9 protein-coding genes are annotated in these 14,731 nt (G+C 68.0%); 2 read left to right on the plus strand and 7 right to left on the minus strand.

Annotation, left to right across the window (positions count from 1 at the left end; all coding sequences use genetic code 11):
* Window positions 1-15: 15 nt before the first annotated feature.
* From HNP51_RS03285 to HNP51_RS03295, 3 genes are all read right to left on the minus strand, one after another.
* Window positions 16-2,220: a prolyl oligopeptidase family protein gene (locus HNP51_RS03285; protein WP_184267012.1), complete on the minus strand. Its 2,205-nt coding sequence runs from the start codon at window positions 2,218-2,220 to the stop codon at window positions 16-18.
* A gap of 142 nt (window positions 2,221-2,362) precedes the next feature.
* Entirely contained in the window at window positions 2,363-4,540 is a 2,178-nt protein-coding gene (locus HNP51_RS03290; RefSeq protein ID WP_184267014.1) for a prolyl oligopeptidase family protein, read from the minus strand.
* Between the two features lie 102 nt (window positions 4,541-4,642).
* Entirely contained in the window at window positions 4,643-5,446 is an 804-nt protein-coding gene (locus HNP51_RS03295; protein ID WP_184267016.1) for a potassium channel family protein, read from the minus strand.
* Window positions 5,447-5,494: 48 nt separating this feature from the next.
* Here HNP51_RS03295 and dapF point away from each other — a divergent pair, with 48 nt between their 5' ends.
* The gene (gene dapF, locus HNP51_RS03300) at window positions 5,495-6,340 is read left to right on the plus strand and encodes a diaminopimelate epimerase (RefSeq protein ID WP_184267018.1); all 846 of its coding nucleotides are present in this window, start codon (window positions 5,495-5,497) and stop codon (window positions 6,338-6,340) included.
* Between the two features lie 89 nt (window positions 6,341-6,429).
* Window positions 6,430-8,709, plus strand: coding sequence for an NADP-dependent malic enzyme (locus HNP51_RS03305; RefSeq protein ID WP_184267021.1), 2,280 nt, complete (start codon window positions 6,430-6,432; stop codon window positions 8,707-8,709).
* 67 nt (window positions 8,710-8,776) lie between these two features.
* Here HNP51_RS03305 and HNP51_RS03310 read toward each other — a convergent pair whose 3' ends face one another.
* The 4 genes from HNP51_RS03310 to gshB all read right to left on the minus strand — a co-directional run bounded on the left by HNP51_RS03310 (window position 8,777) and on the right by gshB (window position 14,714).
* Window positions 8,777-10,456 (minus strand): AmpG family muropeptide MFS transporter, encoded by a 1,680-nt coding sequence (locus HNP51_RS03310; protein WP_184267023.1) that lies wholly within the window; start codon window positions 10,454-10,456, stop codon window positions 8,777-8,779.
* Window positions 10,457-10,497: 41 nt separating this feature from the next.
* A complete protein-coding gene (locus tag HNP51_RS03315) occupies window positions 10,498-12,045 on the minus strand; it encodes a response regulator (protein WP_184267026.1) in 1,548 nt (515 codons plus the stop codon).
* Between the two features lie 54 nt (window positions 12,046-12,099).
* Entirely contained in the window at window positions 12,100-13,686 is a 1,587-nt protein-coding gene (locus HNP51_RS03320; protein WP_184267028.1) for a YifB family Mg chelatase-like AAA ATPase, read from the minus strand.
* Window positions 13,687-13,763: 77 nt separating this feature from the next.
* On the minus strand, window positions 13,764-14,714 hold the full coding sequence (gene gshB / locus HNP51_RS03325; RefSeq protein ID WP_184267030.1) for a glutathione synthase: 951 nt from the start codon (window positions 14,712-14,714) through the stop codon (window positions 13,764-13,766).
* Window positions 14,715-14,731 lie beyond the last annotated feature (17 nt).

The raw sequence follows: 14,731 nt of genomic DNA on the forward strand, positions 1-14,731 counted from the left end.
GGATGACGGGGAGGGTTAGTCCATCAGCTGCTGGCTGAGATAGACATAGTGCCGGGCCCAGCGGCGGGCGTTGGCGACCGGGTCGGCGTCATTGGAGTGACCGCCGGCCGTGTCCTCGAAATAGAGATGGTCGTGGCCCTGATCGCCCAGGCGCGCGGCGAACTTGCGGGCGTGGCCGGGGTGGACGCGGTCGTCGCGCGTATTGGTGGTGATGTAGACGCGCGGATACTTCACCTCGGGCCGCAGCTGCTGATAGGCCGAGTAGCGGGCGATGAACTCGGCGTCGGCGGGGATGCGCGGGTCGCCGTACTCGCCGATCCACGAGGCGCCGGCGGGCAGGTCCTGATAGCGCAGCATGTCGATCAGCGGACTTTCGATCACCGCCGCGTTGAACAGTTCCGGGTGCTGGGTGATCGACACGGAGGTCAGGACGCCGCCGTTCGAGCGGCCATAGATGCCCAGGTGGCGCGGGCTGGTGATCCCGCGCTGCTCCAGATCGCGGGCCACGGCGGCGAAGTCGTCAAAGGCGCGCTGGCGGTTTTCACGCAGGGCCGCCTGGTGCCAGGCGGGACCAAACTCGCCGCCGCCACGGATATTGGCCTGGACGAAGACGCCGCCATTCTCGAGCCAGAGCTTGCCCATCTCGGGCTTGTAGGCGGGCGGGAAGCTGGCCTGGAAGCCGCCGTAGCCGAACAGGATGGTCGGGCCGGTCCCGTCCATCGCCAGGTCCTTGGGCCGGGTGACGAAGTAGGGGATTTTCGTCCCGTCGGTCGAGGTCGCCTCAAACTGCTCGACCACATGGGTCGCGGCGTCGAACTTGGCCGGGGCCGACTTCAGCTCGGTCAGGGCGGCGGTGGCGACGTCGGCCAGACTGAGGGTTGGCGGCGTCAGGAAGCCCTGGGTCGAGACAAAGACCTGCCCCTTCGACTTGGAGCTGTCGCCCAGACCCACGGCGCTGTTGGCGGGGACGGCCAGTTCGGTCACGGTCCAGCCGTTCGCGCTCGGGGTGAAGCGCTTCAGCGTGCCGACGACGTTGTCGGCGATGACGGCGACGATGCTGCCGGAGAAGACCGTCACGTTTTGCAGCGACTGGCGCGGACCGGGCGAGAAGATGACGGGCGAGGGGCCGTTCGGGGCGACGGGCGTCATTCCGACCGTCGGCTCCAGCGCAGCAAACGGCAAGGACACCAGGGAGCCGGCCTTGTAGTCGACGCCGCGCAGGGTCCAGTCCTGCTCGGGCGAGAAGACCAGACGCCCTGCCATGACGCCTTCAACGGCGACCCGTTCCGGCAGATTCAGCTTGTGCGGCTTGCCGTCGGCGCCCAAGGCCCAGGTCTCTGAACGATAGGTGTCCAGCGGACGGCTGAACAGGACAGCCTCGACCGCCCCGGCCTTGTCGCGGAAGACCATGGGCGAGACGCCGTAGCCGCCGTCCGACTGCTGGCCGCGGTAAACCTCGGTCGCATGGGCCAGCGGGTGGCCGCGTTTCAGGGATTTGACGATGAAGGGATAGCCCGACTCCGTCATCGTGCCGGGACCGAAGTCGGTGGCGATCAGCAGGGTGTCGCGGTCCAGCCAGGTCAGGCGATGTTTGCCCTCAGGGATGACGAAGCCGCCATCGACGAAACGCTTGGTGGTCAGGTCGAACTCGCGGACCGTCACGGCGTCCTTGCCGCCGTCCGACAGATTGATCAGGCAACGGGTCTCGTCCGGCGCCAGGCAGTTGGCGCCCTTGAACACCCAGTCGCGGCCTTCAGCCTTGGCCAGGGCGTCGATGTCCAGCAGGGTCTCCCACTGCGGCTGGGCGGTGCGATAGCTGTCCAGCGTCGTGCGACGCCAGACGCCCTTGGGATTGGCGGCGTCCTGCCAGAAGTTGCCTAGGCCCTCGCCCAGGAAGCTGACGCCGGGAATGCGGTCGGTGGCTGTCAGGATAGCCTCGGCCTGCTGGCGGAAGGGCTCGTAGCGGCGGTCGCCGGTCAGGGCGGCCAACGCCTTTTCGTTCGAGGCGGCGACGAAGGCGCGAGCCTCGACCCCGTCCACCTCTTCCAGCGCCAGATGATCGTCGGCGGCCTTGACCCCCTCGGGCGTCAGGTCCCGCGGGAAATGGGGCGGCGGCGTGGTCGCAGAGGCGACGGCCGGGTCGGTCGGCGCCAGGGCCAGGGCCGGACAGGCGGCGAGGATCAGCACCGGCAGGGCGGCGGACAGGAACAGGGACTTCATGGTTTTCTCCGCTCATCCCCGCGGAGGCGGGGACCCAGAACTTTGGCTCAACCGCCGCCGTCAGACTGTTCGCTCATGTCCCAGGTTCGAGCGTGAGGCTCAAACCTGGGTCCCCGCCTCCGCGGGGGTGAGCGGGGAGGGGTTACGGCTTCGCCGGTTCGTCCATCAGGCGGCGCGTCAGATAGGTGTATTCCAGCGCGATGCGGCGGGCCGTTTCGCGCAGGTTGGCGCCGGCGGCGTGGCCGCCGTCAGTGTTTTCATAGAAGAGGACCGGATAGCCCAATTCCTCCAGCCGGGCCGCCGCCTTGCGGGCGTGGCCGGGGTGGACGCGGTCGTCCTTGGTCGAGGTGTGGATGAAGACCTCGGGATAGGGCTGGCCCGCCGCCAGCTTCTGATAGGGCGAGTATGCCTCGATCCAGGCGCGCTGTTCGGGGATGTCCGGGTTGCCGTACTCGCCGATCCACGAGGCGCCGGCCAAGAGCTTGTGGAAGCGCAGCATGTCGAACAGGGGCACCTGGATGACGGCGGCGTTGATCAAGTCCGGGCGCTGGGTCAGCATGGCGCCCATGAACAGGCCGCCTTGCGAGCCGCCCATGATCCCGAGATGCGGCTGGCTGGTGACGCCGCGCGTGATCAGGTCCTGGGCCACGGCCTGGAAGTCCTCGTGGGCGCGCTGGCGGTTTTCCTGCTGGGCCGCCTGGTGCCACTTGGGTCCGAACTCGCCGCCGCCGCGCGTATTGGCGATGACATAGACGCCCCCACGCTCCAGCCACAACTTGCCGACCGTCGGCGAATAGCCGGGCAGCAGCGACGACTGGAAGCCGCCGTAGCCGTAGAGCAGCGTCGGGTTCGAGCCGTCCATGGCCATGGCGTCCTTATGGACGACGAAATAGGGGATCATGGTGCCGTCGGCGCTGCGGGCCTCGAACTGATCCACGGTCATGCCCGTGGCGTCGAACTTGGCGGGCAGGGACTTGGTCAGCGAGAGCGCGCCGGTCGCCGCATCGGCCAGATAAAGGCTGGACGGGTTCAGATAGCCGGCGACGCTGACGAAGATCTTGTCGTCCTGTTCCGAGGCCGAACCGACGCCGACGGTGACGTTCTGCGGCAGGTCCAAGCGCGTGCGCGCCCATTCACCCGACGGGTTCGGACGATAGACATAGACCGAGCCGCGCACGTTTTCATAAAGCGCCACGACCAGGGTGTTGCGGGTGGCGTTGATGCCCTCGATCGCCTCGCGATCGCCTGGACGGATGACCAGTTGAGCGGGCGTCTTGGGATCGGCCAGCCAGGCTTGCAGGTTCCAGGCGATGACGTCGCCGGTCTTGAATTCCTGACCCGAGGGCGCGGTCCAGTCCTGATCCGTGGTCACCACCATCTGGCCGGCGACCAGGGCGTTGATATTGCCCTTCAGCGGCAGTTCCAGCTGGGTCGTCGTGCCGTCGGCGTTCAGGCGCCAGGTTTCGCTCTCATAGAAGTTGATCCCCCGGTTCAGCAGCACGGCCTGCACCACGCCGTCCGCGTCGCGCAGGGTGTAGCCCGAGACGGAGACGTCGGTCTTCTGGCCGGCGAAGACCTCGACGGCCTGATCGACGCTCTGGCCGCGCTTCATCAGGCGCACCGTGCGCGGATAGCCCGAGTCCGTCAGCGACCCCTCGCCGAAGTCGCGCGAGATCAGGACCGTGTCCTTGTCGATCCAGGCGGCGCCGCCCTTGGATTCCGGCAGCGAGATGCCGCCCTCGACGAAGGTTTTCGTGACGCTGTCGAACTCGCGGATCGTCACCGCATCCTTGCCGCCGTTCGACAGGGACAGCAGGCAGTAGCGTTCCTCGGGCGGCAGGCAGGTCGCGCCCTTGTAAACCCAGTTGGCGCCCTCAGCGGCCGATAGGGCGTCGATGTCGAGGATGGTCTCCCAGGTCGGCGTAGCGGTGCGATAGGAGTCCAGCGTCGTGCGGCGCCAGATGCCGCGCACATGGGTCGCGTCCTGCCAGAAGTTATCGATGTGGCCGTCGTGGGTGAAGCCGGGCGAAGGGATGCGGTCGCGCGACTGGACGATGTCCAGGGCCTGCTGATGCAGGACCTCATAGCGCGGGTCGCCTTGCAGCGTGCCCAGCGAGGTCTGGTTGTGGGCCTTGACCCAATCCATGGCGCGTTCGCCCTCGACCTCTTCCAGCCAGATGTAGGGATCGGTCGCGTCACTGGTCGCGAAGCCGGGCGCGGTCGAGGCGGCAGCGGGGGTGTCGGTCGGATGGGCCATGGCGACGGGAGCGGCTCCGGCGGCGAGAAGAAGGGCGGCGGCGGACGCCAGAGTGCGGATCATGTGTCATTCCCCAACAGATTTCGGGCGGCACCTTGGCGAGCCGACACGGCGGCGGCAAGCGCCGGAAACCTTACAAGCCTGTCATCTTTGGTCGCAGGGCGATCAAGCCCCGTCATCCGGGATGCACAGGATCTCGCCGCAAGCCTTGCAGTGAACAGCGTCGGGGTCGTGCTTCTGCAGGCCGCAGACGGGGCAGGGGAACTTGACCTTGTGCGGACGGATCAGGGTCTGAGCCAGGCGAATGAACAGGGTGATGCCCACCAGCATGACCACGATCGAGATGACCCGCCCCCAGTTGCCCGGCAGGGTGATGTCGCCAAAACCGGTCGTCGTCAGCGTCGCCACGGTGAAATAGAGGGCGTCCAGATAGCCGTGAATGTGCTCGGCCCGTCCCCGGAAGGCGGCGTAGACGAAGCCGGTGACCACGAAGACGAAGGTGACCAGGGCGGCGAGGGCGCGGGTGATCTCCTCGACCCGGGTGTCGTCGAAGCGCCGCCCCACCGTGCGCCAGAAGAAGTCGGAATTGAGCAGGGTCCATAGCCGCAGCATCCGCAGGAAGCCGAAATTCGCCAGCCAGATCGGAAACAGCAGGGTGGCCAGGACAAACAGATCGACCCAGACAATGGGCCGCTTCAACCAGTCCCTGATATCGGAATAGGCATAGGCTCGCGCCGCCAGGTCCAGACCCAGAACAGCGGCGATCAGATAGTCGAGCACATAGAAAGCCCAGCCCGCCTCCTTGAGGATAGGCGCGGCCAGAAAGAAGCCGATGATGGCGATGTCGATGACGATCACCATGAGACGGAACTTCACCGCCTGAGGCTGACCGCCATGATAGAGATAGCGCAGCCGCGCCCTCAGCCGCAGACCTTCGGATTTGCCGGTTTCGCTCTGATCTGACGCCATCGCCGCCAGCGATACATGAAAGCCGGAAAATTCCTATATGAAGCGGACATGACCCAAGCCGCCCGTCCCTACATCCGCATGAACGGCGCCGGAAACGCGTTCATCGTCGTCCAGGCCTTTGAAGCGCCGTTTCATCCGACCGAAGCCGAGGTGCGCGCCCTGGCCGCGCCTGAGGTCGGCCTCGGCGGCTTTGACCAGTTGATCGGCGTCGAGCCGTCCGAGAGCGCGGACGCCTTCATGCGCGTGTGGAACGCTGACGGCTCGATGGTCCAGACCTGCGGCAACGCCCTGCGCTGCGTGGGATGGCTGCTGCTGGAGGCCACAGGCAAGGAAGAAGTGGTGATCGACACGCTCGGCGGGCCCACCACAGCGCGGCGGGCGGGCGATCATCAGGTGACGGTGGACATGGGCCAACCCCGCCTCGACTGGACCGAGGTGCCGCTGGCCGAGGAGATGGACACGCGCGGCATCGAGCTTCAGGTCGGGCCGATCGACGCCCCCCTGCTGCACACGCCGGGCGCGGTCTCGATGGGCAACCCCCACGTCGTCTTCTTCACCGACCAGCAGGACGACGCCTTCGTGCGCGGCTCGGGCTCCCTGATCGAGCACCACCCGCTGTTTCCCGAGGGGGTCAACGTCGGCTTCGCCAGGGTCATCGACCGCGGCCATATCCGCCTGCGGGTGTGGGAACGCGGCGCGGGTCTGACCCTGGCCTGCGGCACCGGCGCCTGCGCGGCGCTCGTGGCCACCGCCCGGCGCGGCCTGACCGAGCGCAAGGCGACCGTCGTGGTCGACGGCGGCGAACTGATCATCGACTGGGACGAGGCGTCCGGCCACGTCTTCATGACCGGCCCCGTCGAAACCGAGCGCACAGGGCTTTTGCCACAAAGCTGAGCATTCAGCGGCCTGACGCTGCGTCAACGGTTGTCCCCACCCGTCCCACGATCTAGGAACGACGGGCGCCTGCCCTTCCCGAGATCGAAATGCCCGAATTGACCGACAAACAGACCTTCTCCGACGACGACGCCCTGGAGTTCCACAGCGCGCCGACGCCGGGCAAGATCTCCATGGCCCCTACCAAGCCGATGGCGACCCAGCGCGACCTGTCGCTGGCCTATTCGCCGGGCGTGGCCGTGCCGGTCCTGGCCATCGCCGCCGATGCGGACAAGGCCTACGACTATACCGCCAAGGGCAATCTGGTCGCCGTCATCTCGAACGGCACGGCCATCCTCGGCCTGGGCAACCTCGGTCACATGGCCTCCAAGCCGGTGATGGAGGGCAAGTCGGTTCTGTTCAAACGCTTCGCCGACGTCGACAGCTTCGACGTGGAGGTCAAGACCACCGACCCGGACGAGTTCGTCACCGTGGTCAAGAACATCGGCGACACCTGGGGCGGCATCAACCTGGAGGACATCAAGTCCCCGGAATGCTTCGAGATCGAGGCGCAGCTCCAGGACCTGCTGGACATCCCGGTCTTCCATGACGACCAGCACGGCACGGCCATCATCTCGACCGCCGCCCTGATCAACGCCTGCCATGTCGCCGGCAAGAAGCTGGAAGACATCAAGGTCGTCCTGTCAGGCGCCGGCGCCGCCGGCCTGTCGTCCATCGCCCTGATGAAGGCGGCCGGGGTCAAGGCCGAGAACACCGTCATCTGCGACCGCGAAGGGGTGATCTACAAGGGCCGCGACAACGTCTCGCAGTGGCAGACGGCGCATGCCACCGACACCCATCTGCGCACCCTGGCCGAGGCCATGGTCGGCGCCGATGTGGTGCTGGGCCTGTCCGCCAAGGGCGCCATCTCCAAGGAAATGGTCGCCTCCATGGCGCCCAATCCGATCATCTTCGCCATGGCCAACCCCGACCCGGAAATCACCCCGGAAGACGTCAAGTCCGTGCGGTCTGACGCCATCATCGCCACCGGCCGCTCGGACTATGTGAACCAGGTCAACAACGTCCTGGCCTTCCCCTATCTGTTCCGCGGCGCCCTGGATGTGCGCGCGCGCCAGATCAACCATGAGATGAAGATCGCCTGCGCCCACGCCCTGGCGGCCCTGGCCCGTGAGGACGTGCCGGACGAAGTCGCCGCCGCCTATCGCGGCCGCAAGCTGAAGTTCGGCCCGGAATACATCATCCCGACCCCGTTCGACCCGCGCCTGATCTGGTACATCCCGCCCTTCATCGCCCAGACGGCGATGGACACCGGCGTGGCCCGCAAGCCGATCGAGGACATGGACGCCTATCGCATCGCGCTGAAGCAGCGCGTCGACCCGTCCGCCGCCCTGATGCAGAAGATCTCGTCGGCCGTGCGCTCGGGACCCAAGCAACGCGTGGTCTTCGCGGAGGGCGAAGAACAGTCGGTGATCCGCGCCGCCTGGGCCTTCAAGCAAGCCGAGTTGGGCACCCCCATCCTGGTCGGCCGCGAGGACCTGATCCGTCAGAACGCCGCCGAGGCGGGCCTGAACTTCGACGATCTGGGCATCGAGATCGTCAACGCCCGCACCTCGGGCCACAATGTCGAATACACCGACTGGCTGTATGAGCGCCTGAACCGTCGCGGCTATCTGCGTCGCGATGTGCAGCGCATGATCAATCAGGACCGCAACTACTTCGGCGCCACCATGGTCGCGCGCGGTCAGGCCGACTGCATGGTCACCGGCGTGACCCGCAATTTCAACATGGCCCTGAAGGAGGTCCGCCGCGTCCTGGACGTCACGGACCGCATGATCGGCCTGTCGATCCTGCTGGCCAAGGGCCGCACCCTGTTCGTGGCCGACACCTCGATCCACGAACTGCCCAACGCCGCCGAACTGGCCGAGATCGCCATCAAGGCCGCCGCCACAGTCAAGAAGCTGGGCCGCAAGCCGCGCGTCGCCTTCCTCAGCTACTCGACCTTCGGCGATCCTCCCGGTGATCGCGGCGAGAAGGTCCGCGAGGCCATCCGCATCCTGGACAGCATGGACGTCGACTTCGAATACGAAGGCGAAATGCCGCCCGAGCTGGCGCTGAACCCGGAAGCCCGCGCCAACTATCCCTTCATGCGCCTGACCGGCGACGCCAACGTCCTGGTCATGCCGGCCATCCATTCGGCGGCCATCTCGACCCGTCTGGTGCAGTCCCTGGGCGGCGCCACGGTGATCGGCCCGCTGCTGGTCGGTCTGGAGAAGTCGGTGCAGATCGTACCCCTGGGCGCCTCGGTCAACGAGATCATGACCGCCGCCACCTTCGCCGCCTACGCCGAGGGCGCGTCGGTCGAGGACTGACCGACACGCCTTGGTCGCTGGACTATTCAGGTGGGGCGCCTTCGGCCGCCCCATTTGCGTTTCGGGTCTAGGCTTTCAGATTCAGGCTACGTCGCTCCGCCGTCAAACGCACCCACTCCATGGCGCAGAAGACCACGGCGATGACGCCCAGCCAGGCGGCGATGACGAACATGGCGGCATAGCCCTGACGCTCGATCAGCTCGCCCAGAGCCCCCCGGCCAAGGGTGCCGATCAGCAGGGCCAGGGAGGTGAAGACCGCGAACTGGACAGCGCCGAACATCTTGTTCGAAAGGGCCGACAGATAGGCGACGAAGGCCGCCCCAGCGAAACCGCCAGCGATGTTTTCCCCGGCGATGGCCAGCATCAGCCGCGCCAAGGGCTCGCCGACGTGGAACAAGCCAAACAGCTTGTAGAGGCCGCTGACCTGCATGAAGCCGTGGATGACCGGCGCGCCCAACGCCAGATCCATCATCAGCAGATTGGTGGCCGCCGACAAGGCGGCGCCCAGCAGCAGGCTGGCCATCCGGCCGATGACCAGCAGGGCCCAGCCGCCGAGACCGATGCCGAGGATGGTCATGACCACGCCGAAGGTCTTCGAGGCCAGAGCGACCTCGGTCTTGGTGTGGCCCAGCGCCCCGCCCGTATCGCCCATGTAGAAGGGGAAGGCGAACGGTCCCCAGACGCCGTCGGTGATGCGATAGGTCAGGATCAGGCCCAGGACGATGATCGCCCCCCAACCCAGACGCCCCATGAGTTCGACCAGAGGCGCCAGAATGGCGTCGTACAGGGTGTTCAAGAACGGTGGCGCGTCGCGTTCCGCCTGGACCGGCCCGGTCTTGCCGCCGCGCCAGACGATCAATCCAGCCAGGGCTGCGGGCAGGATAACGGCGCCGCCGACGATCCACGGCCCCCAGGTGGCGGTGAACTCACCCGCGCTCGGCGCCGGCGTGACACTCAGCGCCGTGACCATGAAACGGATCAGCATGAAGGCGGCCCAGGCCCAGGCGAGCAGGGTGGCGGCCAGAGCAATCATGCGCAGGCGCGGCGAACCGATACGTTCGCGCGCGATGGCCTGCTTCGGCGCGGGCTTGGGCTCCGGCGCGATCAGCGTGCCCAACAGCCCCAGGCCCATCAGGCCCGCGCCGATGACGAAGGTCGTCGACCAGCCTAACGTGTCCGCCAACACCAGGGCGCCCGCCCCGCCGATCAGGGCCGCCGTGCGGAAACCCAACTGATAGACCGTCGACAGCAAGTCCACTGGCACGCGTTCGTCGGCGACCTCGATCCGCCAGGTGTCGATAACGATGTCCTGTGTGGCCGAGGCGAAGGCGCCGAGCGCCGCCGCGCCCGCCAGCAGGGCGATCGCGCCCGTGCCCGGATGCGACAAGGCGATGGTCAGCAGCGCCCCCACCACAACGACCTGACACAGGATCAGCCACGACCGACGCCGCCCCATCTTGCCGATGATCGGCGGCGTCAGGCCGACCGAAGGCGACCAGAGGAATTTGAAGGCGCCGAACAGGCCGACCCAGGACAGAATGCCGATAGTGGCCACCGACACGCCGGCATCCGACAGCCAGGCGTTCAGGGTGCCGAACAGCATGGCGAAGGGCAGGCCGGCGGAAAACCCCAGCAGCAGCATGGCCAGGGTGCGTCGCTCGTGAAACGCCGCCTTCAGAACGCCCAGGCCTTTCGGCGACGGTTGCAGGGCCGCAACCTCGGAAGCGGGCGTCTTCGTATCGGTCATGCAGGTCTCCGGCGGACGCCGCCGGAAACGGGCGGTCGTGGTTACTGAGCGCCGACCTTGGCGCGGTTGCCGACGTTCGTCCAGCGGGTCAGGGCGGCGCGCAGGGCGTCGGCCTCCAGCGGCTTGGTCAGATGGTCGTTCATGCCCGCCTCCAGACAGGCGATGCGGTCCTCGGCGAAGGCGTTGGCGGTCAGGGCCACAATGGGGGTGCGCTCGCCGCGCGCTCTCAAAGCGCGAACGGCGGCGGGACCGTCCATGCGCGGCATCCGCATGTCCATGAAGATCAGATCGAAGCGGGCGTCCTTCAGCGTCAACAGGGCCTCATGGCCGTCGGCGGCGGTCTGGACCACGCAGCCTTCGCGGCGCAGCAGGGTCTTGGCCAGCAGGGCGCCGACCGGATTGTCCTCGACCAGCAGGACCCGCAGGCCCTTGAAGGCCACAGGCGTGACGCGGTCGTCGTCCGGTCCGCGCCCGACGGCGACAGTCAGGCCCTTGCGGCGCCCCGCCGCCGCCAGCACCCGCTCGGCCAGGGAGGCCCGACGTAGCGGTTTGATCAGATAGCCGTGGAAACCCGCCGCCCGATAGCGGTCGATCAGATCGCGCTCGCCGGGTTTCAGCAGGATGATGGCCTCGCCCTGCGACGGCCTGACCATCAGGGCCCCGTCCTCGGCCATGGCGTGGTCGATCAGGGTCACGCCCGCCTGACGCGCCACGCGACCGCCCGAGGCCTCGATCTGGGCCGTGGCCGCCTGACGCACGAAGGGGTCGGGGGTGCGCACAGCCACGACGACGCCGTCCAGCGGACGGGCGCGCGGCGCAGTGTCGGCGACCGGGAAGGGGGCCTCGAATCGGAAACGGGCGCCAGGGCCGTCGGGTCGATCGGACACGGCGACCGTCCCGCCCATGGCCTGGGCCAGACGGCGGACCACGGCCAGACCCAGACCCGCCCCGTCGAAGCGGGCGGCGTCGGAGGCGTCGGCGTGGCCGAACTCGTCGAAGATGCGGACCCGCGCCTCTTCCGGCACACCCGGGCCCGTGTCGTCGATGACGAAGGCCAGACGCGGGCGCGCGGCGGTCCCGCCGGCGTGTTCGACTGTCAGGCGGACGCCGCCCCGGTCGGTGAATTTCACGGCGTTGCCCGCCAGATTGAACAGAACCTGACGCAGACGGCCTTCGTCGGCGATGACGTCGGGCGCGTCGGCGGCGACCGACCAGACGAGCTCCAGTCCCTTGTCGTGCGCCTTGGGGCTCAGCAGTTCGGCCACGCCGCGCGTCAGGCCTTCCAGATCGACGGGAGAGGCGTCGAACTCCAGCGCCCCGGCCTCCAGCCGGGCGAAGTCCAGCAGGTCGTTGACCAGGCCCAGCAGGTGTTCCGCCGACTTCTGCGCCGCCTCGGCATAGGCGCGCTGGGCGCCGTCCAGCTTGGTCCGCGACAGCAGGCCCAGCATGCCGATCACCCCGTTCAGGGGGGTCCGCATCTCATGGCTCATCAGCCGCAGGAACTGCTGTTCCGGCGCGTCCGAGGGCGCTCCGGGGCGGGCGGCGGGCGTGATCTCGGTCGGTGCGTGCGTTCTGCGTGCCTGGGCCATAGGGATCACTGTAGCGCCCAAGGGTTAAGCGTGGCCGAACGAGGATTTCAGACCTCAGAAGGCGGGCGTCTCGCTGCGGTGCGCGGTCTGCCGGTCGAAATCGCCCTGGGCCCCGACGGTTGTGCGGCGATACATCAGGGCCTCGGCGACGTGGCGACGCAGCACCCCGGTCGAGCCGTCCAGATCGGCGATGGTGCGCGCGAGCCGCAGGGTCCGGGTCCAGCCACGCGCGGTCAGCCCACCGGCCTCGCCGGCCCGCATCAGCAGGGCGCGCCCAGCGTCATCGGGCGTGGCGAAGCGGTCCAAGGTCTCGCCCGAGGCGCGGGCGTTGATGGCCTGATCGCGCGCCTTGTCGGGGTCGAAACCGGCCGCGCGGACGCGTTCCTCCTGCTGGGCGCGGGCGGTCGCCACCCGGATGGCGGCCTCGGCCGTGCCTTCGGCGGGCGGGGGCAGGGCCATGTCGGCGGCGGTGACGGGCGGCGTCTCCACCGTCAGGTCGATGCGGTCGAACATCGGGCCGGAGATGCGGTTCTGATAGTCGCGCTGGCAACGGGGAGCCTTGCCACAGGCCCCGCGTCCCGATCCGCCGAGGCCGCAGCGGCAGGGGTTCATCGCCGCCACCAGCTGGAAACGGGCTGGATAGCGGACGTGGGCGTTGGCGCGCGCCACCATGATCTCGCCGGTCTCCAGCGGCTGACGCAGACTGTCGAGCGCCTGGGCCGAATATTCCGGCAGTTCGTCGAGGAAGAGGACGCCGTTGTGGGCCAGGGACGCCTCGCCCGGCTTGGCCCGCAGCCCGCCGCCGGTCAGGGCGGCCATGGAGGCGGAATGATGCGGCGAGCGGAAGGGCCGATCCCTTGTGAGGGCCCCGCGCTGGATCAGACCGGCCACCGACCAGACCATAGAGGTCTCCAGCAGTTCCTGCGGCGTCAGCGGCGGCAGCAAGCCCGGCAGCCGCTGGGCCATCATCGACTTGCCCGATCCGGGCGGGCCGATGAAGAGCAGGTTGTGGCCGCCCGCCGCCGCGATCTCCAGCGCCCGCTTGGCGCTCTCCTGACCCTTGACCTCGCGCAGGTCAGGGACGACGCCCCCCGTCGTCACCGGGCCGGGCTCGGGGGCGCGCAGCACCTGTGTGCCCCGGAAATGATTGATCAGGCCGATCAGGGAGCGGGGCGCCAGGATGGCCACGTCTCCGGCCCAGGCGGCTTCGGGTCCGTTGGCCTCGGGACAGATGAGGCCCAGACCCATGGCCCCGGCCGCCATGGCCGCCGGCAGCGTTCCGCCCACCGCCGCGATCCGTCCGTCCAGACCCAGCTCGCCCACGGCCGCCCATCCGTCGAGGGCGTCGGGCGCGATCACCCCCATCGAGGCCAGCAGGGCCAGGGCGATGGGCAGGTCGAAATGACTGCCCTCCTTGGGCAGATCGGCGGGGGCCAGATTGGCGATGACCTTCTTGGGCGGCAGGGCCAGGCCGATGCCCGCAAAGGCGCCGCGCACCCGCTCGCGGCTCTCGGCCACCGCCTTGTCCGGCAGGCCGACGATGGCGAAGGCCCCGGCGGGCGTCGCCACCTGCTGCACCTCGACATCGACCCGCCGCGCCTCGACCCCGTCGAAAGCGACCGTCACCACCCGCGCGACCATAGGCTCCCTCCCGCTGACCGGAAGGGAACAAATCACGAACTCAAAGCAACTGCAAGAGCGTCGTTATGCGATCAATCTCAGACCGCCTCGGCCTTCTTCTTCTCGATCACGTCCCACATCAGGGCCGTGGCGTCGACGCCCGAGAACTTCAGCATCTGCTGGGCGCCGGTGGGCGAGGTGACGTTGATCTCGGTCAGGTAGTCGCCGATCACGTCGATGCCGACGAAGATCAGGCCGCGTTCCTTCAGATGGGGGCCGATGGCGGCGCAGATTTCCAGGTCGCGCGGGGTCAGTTCGACCGGCGCCGCCGTGCCGCCGACGCGCAGGTTGGAACGGACCTGATCCTTGGCCGGGATGCGGTTGATGGCGCCGACCGCCTCACCGTCGATCAGGATGATGCGCTTGTCGCCCTTGGCCACGGCGGGGATGAATTTCTGGATCACCAGCGGGTCGCGCGATCCGGCGGCGTGGATCTCGATCAGGGCTTCCAGATTGGGATCGTCGGCTTTCAGCCGCACCACGCCCGAACCGGCGGCGCCGTGCAGGGGCTTGAGCACCACATCGCCGTGACGGCGGTGGAAGTCGACCAGGGCGACCGGGTCCGAGGACACCAGGGTCGGCGGCTGCAGGCCGGGGAAGAGGGTGGCGATCAGTTTCTCGGGCGCCGAGCGGACCTCGGCCGGATTGTTGACCACCAGGGTCTTCGGATGCACGCGCTCCAGCAGATAGGTGGCGGTGACATAGGCCATGTCGAAGGGCGGGTCCTGACGCATCAGGATGACGTCCACGTCCTCGGCCAGATCGAGAACCACTTCAGGACCGAAGTCGGCGTGCTCGCCCTGGACCGTGTTCACCGTCACCGGACGGGCGCGGCAGAACAGACGGCCTTCGTCCAGCGCCAGGGTGCGGAAGTCGTAGATCCACAGCTTGTGGCCACGCGCCTGACCGGACAGGGCCATCAGGAAGGTGGTGTCGGACTCGACGTTCACCGCCTCGAGCGGATCCATCTGGATGGCGACTTTGAGCATGGAAGTCCTTTCACGCG

The organism is Brevundimonas bullata (assembly GCF_014207965.1).
Classification (GTDB): Bacteria; Pseudomonadota; Alphaproteobacteria; order Caulobacterales; family Caulobacteraceae; genus Brevundimonas; species Brevundimonas bullata_A.

What these genes read in the sequence shown, in the direction of transcription:
- HNP51_RS03285 (WP_184267012.1), bottom strand. Translation starts at nt 2,220, where the DNA reads ATGAAGTCCCTGTTCCTGTCCGCCGCCCTGCCGGTGCTGATCCTCGCC.
- HNP51_RS03290 (WP_184267014.1), bottom strand. Translation starts at nt 4,540, where the DNA reads ATGATCCGCACTCTGGCGTCCGCCGCCGCCCTTCTTCTCGCCGCCGGA.
- HNP51_RS03295 (WP_184267016.1), bottom strand. Translation starts at nt 5,446, where the DNA reads ATGGCGTCAGATCAGAGCGAAACCGGCAAATCCGAAGGTCTGCGGCTG.
- dapF (WP_184267018.1), top strand. Translation starts at nt 5,495, where the DNA reads ATGACCCAAGCCGCCCGTCCCTACATCCGCATGAACGGCGCCGGAAAC.
- HNP51_RS03305 (WP_184267021.1), top strand. Translation starts at nt 6,430, where the DNA reads ATGCCCGAATTGACCGACAAACAGACCTTCTCCGACGACGACGCCCTG.
- HNP51_RS03310 (WP_184267023.1), bottom strand. Translation starts at nt 10,456, where the DNA reads ATGACCGATACGAAGACGCCCGCTTCCGAGGTTGCGGCCCTGCAACCG.
- HNP51_RS03315 (WP_184267026.1), bottom strand. Translation starts at nt 12,045, where the DNA reads ATGGCCCAGGCACGCAGAACGCACGCACCGACCGAGATCACGCCCGCC.
- HNP51_RS03320 (WP_184267028.1), bottom strand. Translation starts at nt 13,686, where the DNA reads ATGGTCGCGCGGGTGGTGACGGTCGCTTTCGACGGGGTCGAGGCGCGG.
- gshB (WP_184267030.1), bottom strand. Translation starts at nt 14,714, where the DNA reads ATGCTCAAAGTCGCCATCCAGATGGATCCGCTCGAGGCGGTGAACGTC.